This is a genomic window from Micromonospora tarensis (assembly GCF_016803395.1).
Classification (GTDB): Bacteria; Actinomycetota; Actinomycetes; order Mycobacteriales; family Micromonosporaceae; genus Micromonospora; species Micromonospora tarensis.
This window is the reverse complement of the sequence record NZ_JAEVHL010000136.1, coordinates 1-17009: the sequence shown is the minus strand read 5'-3', so window position 1 is coordinate 17009 and position 17009 is coordinate 1. Positions and strand designations below refer to the sequence as shown.

Sequence of the window (17009 nt, the reverse complement as noted above, 5' to 3'; positions counted from 1 at the left end):
GCACGCGACGGGCTCAGCCACGGCGACGGGCTCAGCCAACGCGACCGGCGTCAGCCAACGCGACCGGGCTCAGCCAACGCGACCGGCTCGGCGGGCTCCACCAGGGCCGGCCAGCCCGGCCGGATCAGCGGGCGAGCGGGACCGGGCGGCTGGAGACGGCCTACTGCGCCGAGGTGGTGGCGGTGACCTATGAGGCCATGGGGTTGTTGCCGGCGGGTCGGCGTCCGAACTGGTATGACCCGGGGCGGTTCTGGAGTGGGGACGACCTGGGGCTGGCCGCCGACGCCCGACTGGGCTCGGAGATCGAGGTGCGGGTGCCGCCGCGCTGAGGTTTGACCTGGGCGGTGACCGGCAATTGCTGTCGCTGTGAACGCCTCCACGGATCTTGCCACGTTGGCCGATTTCTTCGACCGGTACGGGGTGGCGTTGACCACCGGCGACCTGCCGGTCATGGCTGGCTGTTACGCCCTGCCGGGCATGGTGGTGGCGGACACCTACAGCTTCTCTTTCACCTCGGCGGCCGCGGTGGCGTTGTCCTTCGTGGGCGCCGCACCCGACTACCAGGATCGGGAGTTGGTCGCGGCCCATGCCCGTATCGAGGATGTGCAGCCGTTGTCCGCGCTGTTGACGATGGTGGCGGTGGAGTGGGAGTTTCTGGACAGCTGTGGCCAGGCGGTGCCGGGGGAGCGGTACCGTTACCTGCTGCGTTCCTCGGATGACGGGCCGCTGATCTGCACGGTCATCCGGACGGGCTGACCGACCGGGAGCGTCCACCGGGGGAGCGAGCCGTTTTCCGTGGCGGGTCGGCCGGTCGGCCCGATCCGTACCCGCCTGGTTTCCGGTTGCCGCGGTGCTGGCTACGCTGTCGCGTCGGTGGGGACGAGGGGAGACCTGATGGCGGTGCGGCCGGACGGTGCGGCAGATTCGCGGGCGGCCCGGGTGCTGGTGTCGGTGCCGTGGATCGTGGTGCTGCTCGGGGTGTGTGCGCTGGTGGTGCTCCTGGTGATCGCACTGCTGTCGTTTCGGACCAGGGAGCGGGACGTCCGCCGCAGACCGCGCCTCCGGTGTTCCTGCCCACGATGCCGGCCGCCGCCTCGGCGACCGGGGGGCCGACTCCGGCCGGCGTCGAGCGGCGCACGACGTCGCCGCGACCGACGCGCAGCAGTCGGACGCCGTCGCCGCGGGCCACCGTGACCGGCTCGCCGGCTGCGGGGCGGGTGAACGCGTCGACGGCGCCGGCGGCCCCCGCGGGTGGCACGGTCAGTGCCCGGTACCAGGTCGGTACGGATGGCTGGGACGGGGACGCGGCGGTGCTGTCGATCGCCAACGAGTCGAGCCGGTCGATGGACTGGCAGGTGGAGCTCACGTTCGACGACGACCTGTGGGCGCTGCGGGTCAGCGACGACTCGGAGGTCTCGGTGCGGGGGCGCGGGAACGGGGAGTTCGTGGTGCGCGGCACTCGTTCGCTGAGGCCGGGCGACACCCGGACGTTGCGGCTACGTATCGGCTGGGGTGAGTCGGCGGAGCGGCCGTTGCGGTGCGCCGTCAACGGGGTCGACTGTCGGGTCGGCTGAGCTGGCGCCGGGTCGGTGGCGCGGCGGACCGTGCCCCGCGAGGCTTTCCGGCTGCTGCCGTCGATCGCTACTCTGCCCGGACGGTCCGCTGAGGGAGGTACATGTCCGGCATGCGCCGTGTTCCGCGCCCATCGCACGGTCCGGTCGCGATCGCGTCGTCGCCCTGGATCGTGGTGGGCGCCGGTGTCGTCGTGATGGTGGTGCTGCTCATCGTCGCCCTGGGCGCGTACCGGGGACGCAGCCCCGCGCCGGATGGCGCGTTGCCGCCGACGCTGCCGGTGCCGTCGACGGTGGCCGCGCCGACCGCACCCACGCCGGTGTCGTCTCCGGCGCGGCGCTGCCGGGATTGTCGGGGCGGGCGAGCGGGCTGCCGCCGAGCGCCACGGCCACCTCGCCCACCCCGTCGGTCGTTTCGCCGAAGGGGCCGACGGTGACCCGGTCGCCGAGTCGGGCCGCGTCGGGGCAGCCGGCAATGACGGGGCGGTACCGGGTGGTGCAGAGCTTCGACGGGGGTTTCATCGGCGAGGTGTCGATGGTCAACAGGTCCGCGCGGAGCCGTGGTTGGACGGTGCGGTTGGAGTTCGGCGCTGGGCGGTTGGTGACCACCTGGGTGGAGGGCGTTCCGCAGGGGACTGTTCGGCAGTTCGACGGCGGGTTCACGTACGTCAGCGGGGTGGACGTGCGGCCCGGCGGCTCGGTGTCGTTGCGTTTCCACCTGGAGCGGGCCCCCAGCACACCGCGTGAGTGCACTGTGGACGGAGTGCGGTGTAGCGGCCTCTGAGTGACGTTTCCGCAAGGACGCTGCCGTATTGCGACCGTGTTTGCAAGGTATTGCAGAATATTTCGGCGAGGGCTAGCGTGCGCCCATCAGCGACCAGAGGAAGGCGTCGATGAAACCCTCGCCGATACCGCGCACCGCCCTGCTGGCCCTCGTCTCCCTGCTCACTCTCCCGCTCGTCGGCGCTCCGGTCGCGGTGGCCCCCGCCGCCGCGGCACCCCGGACCGACAACGCCTCCCACCCGATCGGCGGGGCCGCCCAGTGGCGCGCCGAACCCAGTGCCGAGGCGCTGCTCAAGGCGGGCGGCAACGCCGCGCGGGCCGAGCAGTTCTACTTCGTCCTGCCGGACCGGTTCGCCAACGGTGACCCCCGCAACGACCGGGGCGGCCTCGCCGGCGACCGGCTGCGCACCGGGCTCGACCCGACCGACAAGGGCTTCTACCACGGCGGCGACCTCAAGGGTGTGATCGACAAGCTCGACTACATCCAGGGCCTGGGCACCACCGCCATCTGGCTTGCCCCGGTCTTCAAGAACCGGCCGGTGCAGGGTGCCGGCGACGACATCTCGGCCGGCTACCACGGCTACTGGATCACCGACTTCACCCAGGTGGACCCGCACTTCGGCAGCAACGAGGAGATGAAGAGGCTGGTCCAGCTCGCCCACCGGCGCGGCATGAAGATCTACCTCGATGTCATCGTCAACCACACCGCCGACGTCATCAAGTACGCCGAGGGTAGGTACGGATACGTGGACAAGGCGACCTCGCCGTACACCGACGCGCAGGGGCGGGCGTTCGAGGACCGCAACTACGCCGACGGCAGCCGGGCGTTCCCACCGGTCGACGAGGAGTCCTTCCCGTACACTCCGACGTTCGCCGAGCCGGCGGACGCCACGGTCAAGGTGCCGGCCTGGCTGAACGACGTCACCATGTACCACAACCGGGGTGACTCCACCTTCGCCGGCGAGAACAGCGAGTACGGCGACTTCTTCGGCCTCGACGACCTGTGGACCGAACGCCCCGAGGTGGTCCAGGGGATGACCAAGGCGTACGGGGACTGGATCGGCGCGCTCGGTGTCGACGGATTCCGGCTGGACACCGTGAAGCACGTCAACATGGACTTCTGGCCGCAGTTCAGCCAGGGCATCGAGCGGGCCGCCGAGAAGGCCGGCAAGAAGGACTTCTTCATGTTCGGCGAGGTGTACAGCGCCGACCCGGAGATCAGCTCCAGCTACGTGCGGCAGGGCGGCCTGCCGGCGACCCTGGACTTCGCCTTCCAGGAGGCGGCCCGCGGGTTCACCGCCGGCGCCGGCTCCGCGAAGGCCCTCGCCGACGTGTACGCCCGCGACGACCTCTACGCGGCCCGCGACACCGACGCGGGCCGGTTGCCCACCTTCCTCGGCAACCACGACATGGGCCGAATCGGTTCCTTCATCGCCGGTGGGGGCAGCGACCCGGCCAGCCACCTGCGCCGCGACCAGCTCGCACACCAGCTGATGTTCCTGACCCGCGGCCAGCCGGTGATCTACTCCGGCGACGAGCAGGGCTTCACCGGCCCCGGCGGCGACAAGGACGCCCGGCAGGACATGTTCGCCTCGAAGGTGCCCGACTACCTCGACGACGACCTGCTCGGCACCGACCGCACCCACGCCAGCGACCAGTTCGACACCACCCACCCGCTCTACCGGACGATCGCCGAGCTGGGCCGGCTGCGCCAGGCGCACCCGGCGCTGCGCGACGGTGTGCAGGTCACCCGGTACGCCGCCGACGGCCCCGGCGTCTTCGCCGCCGCCCGGATCGCTCCCGCCGACCGGATCGAGTACGTGGTGGCGGCGAACAACGCCGCCACCACGCAGACTGTCTCCGTGGACACCTGGTCGCCGCGCCACCTTCACCGGCATCTACGGCGGCGCCGGCCGGGCCACGGCGACCGGGGACGGCAAGCTGACCGTCACGGTGCCGCCGCTGTCGGCGGTCGTGTACCGCGCCGGCACCCCCATCGCGCACCCCGCCGGCACACCGACGATCACCATCACCGGCCCGGCACCGGGTACGCCGGTCGCCACCCGGGCGGCGGTCACCGCCCAGGTCACCGGAGATCCGCTGGCCACCGTCACCGTCGCGGCCCGGGTGGCCGGCGGGCGGTGGACGCTGCTGGGCAGCGCCGACCGCGCCCCGTACACCGTCCAACACGACCTGACCGGCCTGGCCGGCGGCACCCGGATCGAGTACAAGGCGGTGGTCCGCGACGGGCGGGGGCGCACCGCGACCGCCCGGTCCACCGCCACCGTCGGCACGCCACCACAGGGTGGATCCCGGGAGTGGGCGGTGGTGCACTACCAGCGCCCCGCCGGCGGGTACGACGACTGGGGGCTGTACGCCTGGGGTGACATCGACCGGGCGTACGCCACCGAGTGGCCCAAGGGGCAACCGTTCGCCGGGGAGGACTCCTACGGCCGGTTCGCCTGGGTGAAGCTCAAGCCGGGTGCGCGGTCGGTGAGCTTCCTGGTGGTCGACGCCGACGGCACCAAGGACGTCGCCCAGGACCGCGGCATCGACGTCACGTCCACCGGTGAGATCTGGCTCAAGCAGGGCGACCCGGCGATCTATCCGAGCCGGCAGGCGGCCAGCGGCGAGCCGGACCCACCGGTCGAGGAGGGCACCGCCGTGCTGCACTACCGGCGGGCGGACGGCGACTACGACGGCTGGGGCCTGCACGTGTGGGACGGCGCGGCCAACCCGACCGAGTGGTCCGCTCCGCTGCGGCCGAGCTCCGTGGACGCCTTCGGCGCGGTGTTCCGGGTGCCGCTGGCGGCCGGTGCCACCGGGTTGAACTACATCATCCACCAGGGCGACACCAAGGATCTCCCCGACGACCAGCGGCTCGACTTCGGCAGCGCGGGCCGCGAGGTGTGGCTGCTCGCCGCCACCCCGGGTCGGCTGCTGCCGTCGACCGCTACCAACACCGGCGGGGACACCGACATCAACCAGCAGAAGGCACACTGGATCGACCGGTCCACAGTGGCGTGGCAGACCCCACCGACCGACGGCAGGACGTACGCGCTGGTCACCGCGCCGGAGGGCGGGGCACGCGTGGTCGACGGGGAGCTGACCGGGGCGTACACCACGCTGCCGTTGCGGGCGCAGCGCAACGGGCTCACCGAGGCCCAGCGCACCCGGTTCCCGCACCTGTGGTCGTACCGTAGCTTCGCTCTGGACCGGGCGGACCTGGCGAAGGTCCCTCCGGCGCTGCGCGGGCAGGTGCTCATCACCGAGCGCGACGCCGAGGGTGCGCTGCTCGCCGCGACCGGCGTGCAGCTTCCCGGCGTGCTCGACGACGTCTACTCCGGGGCGACCGACGCCGCGCTCGGGCCGACGTTCGCGGGCCGGACGCCCAGCCTCGCGCTGTGGGCGCCGACCGCCCGGACGGTTGCGCTCCAGCTGTTCGACTCACCCACCGCCGCGCCGAGGACGGTGCCGATGCGCCGCGACGACCGCACCGGCGTCTGGTCGGTGCGCGGCGACCACACCTGGACCGGCAGGTACTACCGGTACCAGGTGCGGGCGTGGCAGCCGGCGGCGCAGCAGATGGTCACCGCCTCGGTCACCGACCCGTACTCGGTGGCCCTCGCCGCGGACTCCACGCACAGCCAGCTGGTCGACCTGGCCGACCCGGCGCTGGCCCCGACCGGCTGGCGGACGCTGCGCAAACCGGCGCCGGCGCCCCCGGCGAAGGCGCAGATCAGCGAGCTGTCGGTGCGGGACTTCTCGATCGCCGACGACACCGTGCCGGCCGAGCGGAAGGGCACCTTCCTCGCCTTCACCGACCCGGGCACCGCCGGCATGACCCACCTGCGGGCGCTCGGCGACGCCGGGGTCACGCACCTGCACCTGCTGCCCGCGTTCGACTTCGCGACCATCCCGGAGAAGCGCGCCGACCAGCGCCGACCGGCCTGTGACCTGGCGGCCCTCGCGCCGGACTCCCCAAACCAGCAGGAGTGCGTGGCGGCGGTCGCCGACACCGACGGCTACAACTGGGGGTACGACCCGCTGCACTACACGGTGCCGGAGGGCGGCTACGCCGTCGACCCGGACGGCGCGGCGCGGACCACCGAGTTCCGGCGGATGGTCGCCGGAGTGAACGACGCCGGCCTGCGGGTGGTCATGGACGTGGTCTACAACCACACGTCGGCGGCCGGCACCGACGCGACGTCGGTGCTCGACCAGATCGTGCCCGGCTACTACCACCGGCTGCTGGACGACGGGACGGTGGCCAACTCCACCTGTTGCGCCAACACCGCGCCCGAGCACGCCATGATGGGCAAGCTGGTGGTCGACTCGGTGGTCACCTGGGCGAAGCAGTACAAGGTTGACGGTTTCCGGTTCGACCTGATGGGCCACCACCCGAAGGCGAACATCCTGGCCGTCCGCGCGGCGCTGAACCGGCTGACCGTCGCCCGGGACGGCGTCGACGGCCGGTCGATCCTGCTCTACGGCGAGGGCTGGAACTTCGGTGAGGTCGCCGACGACGCCCGGTTCGTCCAGGCCACCCAGGCCAACATGGCCGGCACCGGCATCGGCACCTTCAACGACCGGCTCCGCGACGCGGTACGCGGCGGTGGACCGTTCGACGCCAACCCGCGGGTGCAGGGCTTCGCCTCCGGGCTCTACACCGACCCGAACGGCGACCCGGTCAACGGGTCGCCGGCCGAGCAGCAGGCCCGGCTGCTGCACGCCCACGACCTGATCAAGGTGGGGCTCACCGGCAACCTGCGCGGCTACCGGTTCACCGACACCGCCGGACGGCAGGTCACCGGGGCGCAGGTGGACTACAACGGCTCCCCGGCCGGCTACACCGCCGCGCCGGGGGAGGCCGTCAGCTACGCCGACGCGCACGACAACGAGATCCTGTACGACGCGCTGGCGTACAAGCTGCCGCAGGCCACCACCGCGGCGGACCGCTCCCGGATGCAGGTGCTGGCGCTGGGCACTGTGGTGCTGGGGCAGGGCACCGGGTTCGTCACCGCCGGGACCGAGCGGTTGCGGTCGAAGTCGCTGGACCGCAACTCGTACAACTCGGGGGACTGGTTCAACCAGATCCGCTGGGACTGCGCCCGAGGCAACGGGTTCGGCGCCGGTCTGCCACCCGCGCCGGACAACGAGGACAAATGGTCGTACGCGAAGCCGCTGCTTGCTGACCCGGCGCTGGTGCCGGACTGCGCGGCGATCAACACCACCGAAGCCCGGTACGCCGAGCTGCTGCGCATCCGGGCGTCGTCGCCGGTGTTCGGGCTGGCCACCGCCGAGCAGGTGCAGCGGCGGGTGGCGTTCCCGCTGTCCGGGGCGCAGGAGACGCCGGGGGTGCTGACCATGACCCTGGACGCCCGCGGGCTGGGCGGGCGGTGGACGTCGGTGACAGTGATCTTCAACTCCACCCCGCAGCCGGCGACGCAGACGCTCACCGGTCTGCGGGGGGCGGACGTGGCACTGCACCCGGTGCTTGTCGACTCGGCCGATCCGGTACTGCGTACCGCGTCGTTCGACCGGGCGGCCGGGACGTTCACCGTACCGGCGCGCAGCGTGGCGGTCTTCGTGCAGCGGTGACGAGAGACCGGCCCCCTTCCGCGTCTCGCGGAAGGGGGCCGGCCCGGTTTGTCGGTCCTCGTGCCGCCGTCACCGGCCGCACGTCACCGATCAGGCGAAGCAGTTCTCGATGGTGCCGCCCGGGATGGCCAGGCAGTTCGTCGGGCGGTTCGCGGTGATCGCGGACTTGTCGTCCACGCGCACCTCCCCGAAGAAGCTGAAGACACCGCCCGGGGCGAACGTGGAGAAGTTGTGGGCGACCTTCGTCTTCGACAGGTGGACCTCGCCGAAGATGTTGAAGATGCCGCCGCCGACCCCGATCGGGCCGATGGCCCGGTTGCCGACGACCTCGCTGTCGCGCAGCGTGGTGACGCTGAAGGCGTTGAAGAGCCCGCCGCCGAAGAAGCCGGCGGTGTTGTCCTTGATGCTGCTCTTCTCGAACGTGGCCACGCTGTCGAAGGCGATGGCCACACCGCCACCGACACCTGCGGTGCTGTTCTTCTCCACCGAGACGTTGTGCAGGTTCAGCTGGCTGTCCGCCGCGGCGATACCACCACCGGCGAGGACCGCGGTGTTCGAGGCGAACTTGGTCTCGTACGCCGTGGTGTTGCCCTCGATGTCGAGGTAGCCACCGCCGAAGCCCAGCGTCTCGTTGTCGGTGATCTCGGCCTTCTTGAGCTCGACCGTGCCGCCGTCGACGTCGTCGGTGAAGATCTCGGCGGCGCCGTTGGAGATGCCGCCACCGCCGATGATGGCGGTGTTGTCGTTGATCTTCGACTCCTCGACCTTGAGCAGGCCGGCGTTGAACACACCGCCGCCGAAGAAGAAGGCGGTGTTACGGGTGACGGTGCTGTGCCAGATCTTGGTGGTGCCGAAGTTGGCCACACCGCCACCGTTGCCGCCCGACTGGTTGAGGGCGACCTCGGAATCCAGGATCTCGGCGGTGCCGCCCGGCTGGACCAGGATGCCGGCGCCGTCGGTGGACTCCGGGTATTCGACGAGCGGCGTGACGACGCCACCCTGAGCGGTCGGCGCGGCCTTGGCCGTGACCTTCGGTGCCGCCGTCAGGCCCGCCTTCGGGTTGGCCTGCCGGGCGGTGAGCGCCTGGTTCAGCGGAACGCCCGCCTTCACCTGCGCCGCGATCGCCTCGGAGTCCGAGTAGGACGCCCAGACGGCCGCCGGCTCAACGCCGTTGAACAGTTCGAGGGTCTGTCCGCCCTTGATGGTCAGGCCCTTGATGGTGAGGTGTCCACCGCTGCCGACGTTGAGGATCCGGAAGTAGTCGGCCGTGGCCTCCCGGGCGATAGTGGTGTGCTCGCCCTTGAGCGTGATCCGCTCGGTGATCACCGGCAGGCCGTTGCCCTGGTAGTCGTTGCGGCTCAGGTTGTAGGTGCAGCCCTTGGCCAGTTCCAGCACACCGCCGTGCTTGTTGTTGGCGAAAATGATCGCCTGGATCAGCTTGTCGGTGTCGCAGGGCACCTCCCGCCCGCGCTCTTGGTCCTTGTCCCGGTCCTTGTCCTTGTCCCGGTCCTTGTTCTGGTCCTTGTCCCGGTCCTTGTCCTTGTCCCAGTCGCGCGCCTCGTCACCCCGGTGGTCGCCGTCCTTGCTGACCTGCGCGGTGTTCCAGTCCAGGCCGACCGCTCCGGCGCTGCCCGCGACGCCCACCGCCGCGAGACTGATCACGCCCGTCAAACCGGCCACGCCACTGGCGAGCCAGAGCTTGCGACGGCGCTTGCCCGTCGCCCGCCCGGAGGCTTCGTTGTTCGTTAGGTAGTTGGACATCGGAGCTCTCTGCCCTCTCCTCGTACCAGACAGGGTCGCCGCCGTCAGACGGGCGTCCCCTGCTACAAATCGGTTGTAGCTCCCAAAAACACCGTATGAGAAGGTTCCTCGCCTCGTGGGCTTATCCGAGAGAAGCCCACATTCGGTTCATGTCCGGCCTGAACGGGCTGTCCGGCCCCGGTTGGGCATGGGCCCCCCGAAGGGCCCCTGAGCTGCCCAAATGGGTGCGCCCCTCCGCACCGTGACCGGTTCGGAGGGGCGCACTCTATGTGGATCAGCCATCCGTGCCCGGTCAGAAGCAGCCGGGAACGTTCAGGCAGTTGGTGGGGCGGTTGGCGGACACCGCTGACTCGTCGTCCAGCCGTACGAAGCTGCCGAGGCCGTTGGAGATGCCACCGGGCGGCAGGGTGGCGAAGTTGTGCGTCACCTTCGTCCGGCGCAGGGTGACCTCGCCCCCGTCCGTGTTGTAGATGCCGCCGCCGCTGGCCAGCGGGCCGATGGCCCGGTTGCCCGCCACCTCGCTGTCGCGCAGCGTGGTGACGCTGTCATCGTTGTAGAGACCGGCGCCGAAGAACCCCGCGGTGTCGTCCTTGATGGCGCTGTCCTCGATCGTCGCGACGCTGCCGAAGGCGACCGCCACGCCGCCGCCCACGCCGGCCGTGCTGTTGTTGACCACGATGGCGTGCTTGAGCGTGAGCTGGCTGTCGGCCGCCGCGACGCCGCCGCCGGCGAGGACCGCGGTGTTGCCGCTGACCGTCGTCTCGTGCAGGGTCGTGCTGCCCTCGACGTCCAGCACGCCGCCGCCGAAGCCGAGCGTCTCGTTGTCGGTGATCTCGCTCTTGTAGACCCAGGTCGAGCCGCCGTCGACGTCGTCGGTGAAGATCTCGGCCGCGCCGTTGGAGAGGCCGCCGCCACCGATGATCCCGGTGTTGTCCTTGATCTTGGACTCGTCGACCTGGAGTACCCCGGCGTTGAAGATGCCGCCGCCGAAGAAGAAGGCGGTGTTGTGTGCCACAGTCGTCTTGCTGAGCCGGGTGCTGCCGAAGTTGGCCAACCCGCCCCCGTTGCCACCGGACTGGTTGTAGAGCACCTCGCTGTCCAGGATCTCCGCGCGTCCACCGGGCTGCACCAGCACCCCGGCGCCGTCGTTGAATCCGGGCTGCTCGACCAGCGGCGTTACCGCCGGCCCGGTCTCCGTCGGCTGCGCTGGCGCGACGATGGGCCGGACCGCCACGGGCGCGGCCTTGCTCTCGGCTGCCGTGGCCCTGGCCGCCGTCGCCGCCGGCTTCTTCGCCGTGGCCTTGGCCGCTGCGGCCTTGCCTGCTGTGCTCTTGACCTTGGTCGCTGTGGCCTTGGTCGCTGTGGTCTTGTTCTTGGTCTTGGTTGCTGTGGTCTTGTTCTTGACCTTGGTCGCTGTGGCCTTGGTCGCTGTGGTCTTGTTCTTGGTCTTGGTTGCTGTGGTCTCGCTTCTGGCCTTGGTCGCCGCGGGCTTCGCCGCCGCGGTCGGATCGGAGGTCGTGCCGGCCTTGGCGGCGGGTGCGGCCGTGGCGGCCGGCTTGGCCACGGTGGACCGGACCACGGCCGAGTACGGCGCCCAGACCGTCGCCGGGTCAGCGGTGACCGCGGGCTGAAGGGTCTGCCCACCCCTGATGCTCAAGCCCTTGAGCGTGAGGTGACCACCGGCGCCGACGTTGAGAATCCGGAAGTAGTCCGCCGTGGCCTCGCGGCCGATCGTGGTGTGCTCGCCCTTGAGAGTGACGTTCTCCGTGATCACCGGGAGGCCGTTGCCGTCCTGGTTGCGGGTCAGGGTGTAGGTGCAGCCCTTGGCCAGCTCGAGCACGCCACCGTTCTGGTTGTTGGCGAACGTGATCGCCTGAATCAGCTTGTCGGTGTCGCACGGCACCTGCCTGGTGCGGTCCTTCTCGCCGTCCTTGCCGCTCTCGCCGTTCTCGCCGTTCTTGCCGCTCTCGCCGTTCTTGTTGTCCTTGTTGTCCTTGCCGTCTCTGTCGTCTCTGTCATCGTTGTCGGAGCGGTCGTCGAAGCCGCTCCAGTCGTCGCCGCTCCAGTCGTCGCCGCTCCACTCGTCGTCCCGACCGTGGTCCGCCTCGGCGCCGTTCTGTTCCGCGCCACCGGCATCGCTGACGTTCTGGCGGTTGGTCGACGGTTGTGCGTCGGACACCCGACCGGAGTTGGGTTTGTCGTCCCGGGCGGCGACGCCGCCGAGGGCCGCCAGGCCGACCACACCGGTCAGCCCAGCGACGCCGGCGACCCAGAGGGCTCGCCGTCGTCGTGTCGGCGGAGCTGTCGAGGCCCCGCCGTCGGTACTCGTTACGTCGTTGGACATCAGAGCCTTCCGCCCTTTCCTGCTACAGACGGGATCGCACCGCCCGAGGCGCCACGACCAGCTACAAATGGGTTGCAGCCTCTGATCCCCACCGTATGAGAACCATCTTCGCGATGCGGACGTATCCGAGATAACCACGCATTCATCGCAGGTTGGGTGACGGCGGGCAACCGGTCCCGGCGGACCGAAAGGTGGCTTGAGCAGCACAAAGGCCGCCGTATGCCAGTGTTTGCGAGGCCGGGCTGCGGCGTGCCGCTGACCGCCGCGCGCCCCGTACTCCTCGACCGCGCGGCGTGGCCTCTCGGCCAGCACGTGGCGGGGCGTGGTCGCTCGGCCGGCACGTGGCCGGGGATGTCCCCTCGATCCGCACGTGGCCGGGCTTGGTCCCTCGGCCAGCACGCGAAGCAGGCCGGCGGGCGTCGCCTGTGATGCTGCCCGGTTGTTCCGTTTGAGGGCGTATTCAGCGGTCCTGGTGCGCCGCCGTGCGCCCCGCAGCCCACGGTTGAACCATGATCCACTCGGTTTCATTGATAACGCGGTATTGGAGCGGCGCTAAAGGCGCGACTTCATGGAAACCGAGTGGATCATGCCGGTGGCCCTAGCGAAGGGCAGGTCGGAGGGGCGGCGCGGGGGCGGAGCCGGGGACCGGGCCGGCTGGGCGTGGGCCGGGTGGGGTGTTCTGACGGCGTGATCCGGCGGCGAGGGACGACTCGCGCCGACCGGCTGGTCAGCGCCCGCCGGCGCGTCGGTAGGCCGGGCGGCCCGCCGGCGGGTTGACCAGCACCCACCGGCGGGTTGACCAGCACCTACCGGCGGGCTGATCAGCACCCACCGGCGGGTTGATCAGCAGCCGGCGGCCCGGTGAGTCCAGGCAGCCCACAGCCTCAGCCCGCGCGGGAGCGCCAGGCGGACCGTCGCCCGCGGGAGCGTCGGACGTGGCGCTGTCAGCCGGGGAGGCGGGGGCCGGCCTCGCGCTGCTCGGCCAGCCAGGTCTCCACCTCGTCGGAGGTGCGTGGCAGCCCGGCCGACAGGTTCACCGCGCCGGTGGCGGTGACCAGCACGTCGTCCTCGATCCGGATGCCGACGCCGCGCAGCTCCTCGGGGACCAGCTCGTCCTCCGGCTGGAAGTACAGCCCGGGCTCGACGGTGAGCACGTAACCCTCACCCAGCGCGCCGTCGCGGTACGTCTCCTTGCGGGCGTTGGAGCAGTCGTGCACGTCGATGCCGAGCATGTGGCCGAAGCCGTGCAGCGTCCACCGCCGGTAGACGGTCGACTTCTCGTCCATCGCCTCGTCCACGCTCACCGGCAGCAGACCCAGCTCGGCCAGGCCCTCGGCGAGCACCCGCATGCAGGTCAGGTGGACTTCCTTGAACTTGACCCCGGGGCGGATGGCCTCGATGCCGGCCTGCTGTGAGGCGTACACGATGTCGTAGACCTGGCGCTGTAGCGCGGTGAACCGGCCGTTCACCGGCAGCACCCGGGTGACGTCGGCGGTGTAGAGGTTGCGGCCCTCGACACCCATGTCCATCAGCAGCAGGTCACCCGGTCGGGTGGCGCCGTGGTTGTGCACCCAGTGCAGGATCGTGGCGTGCTCGCCGGCGCCGACGATCGAGCTGTACCCGACGTCGTTGCCGTCGTGGCGGGCCCGCAGCGCGAAGACGCCCTCCAGCAGTCGCTCGGAGACCGCCCGGTCGGCCGGCAGGATCCGGGCCACGTCCTCGAAGCCGCATACGGTGGCGTCGATCGCGTCCTGGAGTTGGCCGATCTCCCACTCGTCCTTGACCAGCTTCAGCTCCGAGATGGCGATGGCCAGCTCCCGGTCCCGGGCCGGCTGGCCCTCGGCGCGGGGCCCGTCGTAGGGGCGGACGGCCGCGTCCACCTGGGCGTCGAACCCACGCAACACCCGGGTACGCCCCGGAGCCAGGTTGGCGAGCGTCGCCTCCAGGCCGGTCAGGTCGGCGGTGGGCAGGCCCAGCTCGGTCGACTTCTCGCCGAGGGTGTGCCGCCGGCCCACCCACAGCTCACCGTTGCGGCTGCGGAAGAACTCGTCGGTCTCCCGGGAGGACCGGGGCCGCATGTACAGCGTCGCGTCGTGCCCCGAGCCGTTCGGGCGCAGCACCAGCACGCTGTCCGCGTCGTGGTCGCCGGTCAGGTAGGCGAAGTCACTGCCGGGCCGGAACGGGTAGTCGGTGTCGTTGGCCCGGACCTTCTCGGTCCCGGTGGGGATCACCAGCGTCTCGCCGGGGAAGGCCGCCGAGAGGGCCGCCCGCCGCTTGGCGTAGTTGGGTGCCTCCGGGCGGGGTGCCACGGGGAGCGCGGTGTCGCGCCAGCCCTGCCGCATGAAGGACAGGAAAGCGTCCGGGAAGTCCGGATCGTGCGATTCAGTACCGTCCGTCGGCGTACCGTCGGTGCGTCCCTCGGTCATTGCGCCGCTCCCTCCGCTTCGTTGCTGGTCCCGACGGTACCGCGCGCCCGGTTCGCGGTTACGCCCCCCGGGAGTCGGGTGGATCGACGGACGGCTGCGAGGGTCGACAGCGCGCGTGGGAAGATGACCGCCATGTGCGGACTTCTGGCCTTCTTCAGCGCGAACGGCAACGCCGCCGCGCATCGCGACCACATCGCCGGAGCGTTGGAATGCCTGCACCACCGCGGCCCCGACGAGACCGGGGTCGAGGTGGTCGGCGACGCCTCCGGCCGGTACGCGGACGGCGTGTTCGCCCACAAGCGGTTGGCCATCATCGACGTCGCGTCGAGCCACGAGCCACTGCCCTACGCGAACGGCCGTTACCTGCTGACCTTCAACGGCGAGATCTACAACTACATCGAGTTGCGCGAGGAGTTGATCAGGAACTTCGGCGCCCAGTTCGCCACCGCCGGCGACGGTGAGGTGATCGTCGCCGGCTACCACTTCTGGGGCGAGCAGGTGCTCACCCGGTTGCGGGGCATGTTCGCCTTCGTCATCTGGGATCGGCAGGAGCGGCGGGCGTTCGGTGCCCGCGACTACTTCGGCATCAAGCCGATGCACTACCTGGAGACCGCCGACGGCCTCTACCTGGCGTCCGAGAAGAAGGCGCTGCTGCCGTTCGCGCACAGCAGCTACCAGGGCGACGCGGGCGTCGACACGGCGAATCTCAGCCACTATCTGACCCTGCAGTACGTCCCGGAGCCCGGCACCCTGCACAAGGGCATCAGCCGGATCGGCTCCGGGGAGTACCTGAACTGGACCCCGGGCGGTCGGATCGACGTACGCCGGTGGTACAGGCCGGTGTTCCGGCCGGCGCCGGTCGACGACGAGCAGAAGCTGTACCACGAGATCCGGGAGACGTTGCGGGAGAGCGTGCGCATGCACATGCGCTCCGACGTGCCGGTCGGCTCGTTCCTGTCCAGCGGCATCGACTCCACAGCGGTGGTGGCGCTGGCCCGGGAGTTCAACCCGAACATCCTCACCTTCACCGTCGGCTACGACGTGCCGGGATACTCGGAGATCGACGTCGCCCAGGACTCGGCTCGGCACCTCGACGTCACCACAATTCCCACCAAGATCGGTCCGCAGGACATGATCGACGCGCTGCCGAAGATCGTCTGGCACCTGGACGACCCGGTGGCCGACCCGGCGCTGGTGCCGCTCTACTTCGTGGCCAGGAAGGCCGCCGAGCACGTCACGGTGGTGCTCTCCGGTGAGGGCGCGGACGAGTTCTTCGGCGGGTACACGATCTACCGGGAGCCCTTGTCGCTGGGCACCGTCAACGGCCTGCCCGGCGGGGTGCAGAAGGGGCTGCGCGCGGTCTCCAAGGCGATCCCGCAGGGGGTCAAGGGCAAGAGCTTCCTGGAGCGCGGCACCACCCCGATCGAGGAGCGCTACTACGGCAACGCCCGGATGTTCACCGAGGAGGAGAAGCAGCACCTGATGCGCCGCTACGACCCCTCGGTGCGCTACACGGACGTCACCGCCCCGATCTACGCCGAGTGCACCGAGCTGGACGACGTCACCAAGATGCAGTACGTCGACCTCTACACCTGGCTGCGCGGCGACATCCTGGTCAAGGCCGACCGGATCTCGATGTCGCACTCGCTGGAGGTGCGGGTGCCGTTCCTCGACCGTGAGGTCTTCGACGTCGCGGCGAAGATCCCGGTGGACCTGAAGCTGCCGCCGCGCTCCGACGCCACCAAGTACGCGATGCGTCAGGCGTTGCAGGGTGTGGTGCCGCCGGCCATCGTCAACCGCAAGAAGCTGGGCTTCCCGACCCCCACCCGGGTCTGGCTGCGCGGGGAGATGTACGAGTGGGCCCGGCACGTGCTGAGCACCTCGGGCGCGGGTGACCTGCTCGACCTGTCGTACGCGCTGCGGCTGCTCGACGAGCACAAGCGGGAGGAGGCCGACCACTCCCGCAAGGTGTGGACGGTGCTGATCTTCTGCATCTGGCACGCGATCTTCGTGGCGAAGACGCTCGATCCGGGCATCCAGCGCAACCAGTCCGCGTTGCTGACGAAGCCGGTCGTGGGCTCCATGGTCCGCTGATCCGGCCCCCGACCGTTGTCGATCAAGAGGTTTGCGTCACCGGAGTGGCTCCGGATGACGCAAACCTCTTGATCGTTTCAGGTGGTGGTGGTCAGCGGCGGGCGCAGGTGACCGTGGGGAGACCGTTGGTCCCTGACGAACTGGCCAGGAAGCCGAAGGTCGTGCTGCCCTCCGGTGCGAGGGTGCCGTTGTAGGCGACGTTTGTCGCCGTCACCGTCGAGCCGGACGACGTCTGTGTCGCCCCCCAGATCTGACTTATCGACTGGCCGTTGGGCCAGGTCCAGCTGGCGGTCCAGCCGGAGAACGGCGTACTGCCGTGGTTCATGATCGTGACCTCGCCCTGGAAGCCACCCTGCCAGGTGCTGCTCACCTTGTAGGTGGCCATGCAGTCGCCACCGGCGGCGGCGGGGTGGTCGGCGGCGGGGTGGT

The 17009-nt window shown here is 70.4% G+C and carries 8 protein-coding genes and 3 pseudogenes; 6 read left to right on the top strand and 5 right to left on the bottom strand.

What is annotated here, in order from left to right; translation table 11 throughout:
• The 3 genes and pseudogenes from JM949_RS37580 to JM949_RS22875 form a co-directional block, all read left to right on the top strand.
• Positions 1-329 (top strand): annotated as a pseudogene (locus JM949_RS37580) (hypothetical protein); the annotation flags it as partial.
• Positions 330-366: 37 nt separating this feature from the next.
• Positions 367-756: a hypothetical protein gene (locus tag JM949_RS22880; RefSeq protein WP_203150397.1), complete on the top strand. Its 390-nt coding sequence runs from the start codon at positions 367-369 to the stop codon at positions 754-756.
• Between the two features lie 308 nt (positions 757-1064).
• Positions 1065-1574: a hypothetical protein gene (locus JM949_RS22875; RefSeq protein WP_238433703.1), complete on the top strand. Its 510-nt coding sequence runs from the start codon at positions 1065-1067 to the stop codon at positions 1572-1574.
• A gap of 67 nt (positions 1575-1641) precedes the next feature.
• Here the strand turns inward: JM949_RS22875 and JM949_RS37575 are convergent, their stop codons facing one another.
• Positions 1642-1887 carry a hypothetical protein gene (locus JM949_RS37575; protein WP_238433702.1) on the bottom strand — a complete coding sequence of 82 codons (246 nt, stop codon included), beginning with the start codon at positions 1885-1887 and terminating at the stop codon, positions 1642-1644.
• A gap of 159 nt (positions 1888-2046) precedes the next feature.
• On the opposite strand from JM949_RS37575, the gene JM949_RS37570 reads away from it, so the two are divergent.
• Together JM949_RS37570 and pulA are read left to right on the top strand one after the other, a co-directional pair.
• Entirely contained in the window at positions 2047-2355 is a 309-nt protein-coding gene (locus tag JM949_RS37570) for a cellulose binding domain-containing protein (RefSeq protein ID WP_238433701.1), read from the top strand.
• A gap of 109 nt (positions 2356-2464) precedes the next feature.
• Positions 2465-7955 (top strand): annotated as a pseudogene (gene pulA, locus JM949_RS22865) (pullulanase-type alpha-1,6-glucosidase).
• Between the two features lie 90 nt (positions 7956-8045).
• Here pulA and JM949_RS22860 read toward each other — a convergent pair.
• The 3 genes from JM949_RS22860 to JM949_RS22850 form a co-directional block, all read right to left on the bottom strand.
• Positions 8046-9716, bottom strand: coding sequence for a hypothetical protein (locus tag JM949_RS22860; protein WP_203150395.1), 1671 nt, complete (start codon positions 9714-9716; stop codon positions 8046-8048).
• 292 nt (positions 9717-10008) lie between these two features.
• Positions 10009-12060 carry a right-handed parallel beta-helix repeat-containing protein gene (locus tag JM949_RS22855; RefSeq protein ID WP_203150394.1) on the bottom strand — a complete coding sequence of 684 codons (2052 nt, stop codon included), beginning with the start codon at positions 12058-12060 and terminating at the stop codon, positions 10009-10011.
• A 944-nt stretch (positions 12061-13004) separates the two neighbouring features.
• Entirely contained in the window at positions 13005-14486 is a 1482-nt protein-coding gene (locus JM949_RS22850) for an aminopeptidase P family protein (protein ID WP_203150393.1), read from the bottom strand.
• 132 nt (positions 14487-14618) lie between these two features.
• Here JM949_RS22850 and asnB point away from each other — a divergent pair, with 132 nt between their 5' ends.
• Positions 14619-16580, top strand: coding sequence for an asparagine synthase (glutamine-hydrolyzing) (gene asnB / locus JM949_RS22845; protein ID WP_203150392.1), 1962 nt, complete (start codon positions 14619-14621; stop codon positions 16578-16580).
• A 91-nt stretch (positions 16581-16671) separates the two neighbouring features.
• On the opposite strand, the pseudogene JM949_RS22840 reads toward asnB, so the two are convergent.
• Positions 16672-17009, bottom strand: a pseudogene (locus tag JM949_RS22840) (cellulose binding domain-containing protein); the annotation flags it as partial.

Coding starts and splice junctions, on each gene's coding strand:
- asnB (WP_203150392.1), top strand. CDS start 14,619: ATGTGCGGACTTCTGGCCTTCTTCAGCGCGAACGGCAACGCCGCCGCG.
- JM949_RS22855 (WP_203150394.1), bottom strand. CDS start 12,060: ATGTCCAACGACGTAACGAGTACCGACGGCGGGGCCTCGACAGCTCCG.
- JM949_RS22850 (WP_203150393.1), bottom strand. CDS start 14,486: ATGACCGAGGGACGCACCGACGGTACGCCGACGGACGGTACTGAATCG.
- JM949_RS22860 (WP_203150395.1), bottom strand. CDS start 9,716: ATGTCCAACTACCTAACGAACAACGAAGCCTCCGGGCGGGCGACGGGC.
- JM949_RS37570 (WP_238433701.1), top strand. CDS start 2,047: ATGACGGGGCGGTACCGGGTGGTGCAGAGCTTCGACGGGGGTTTCATC.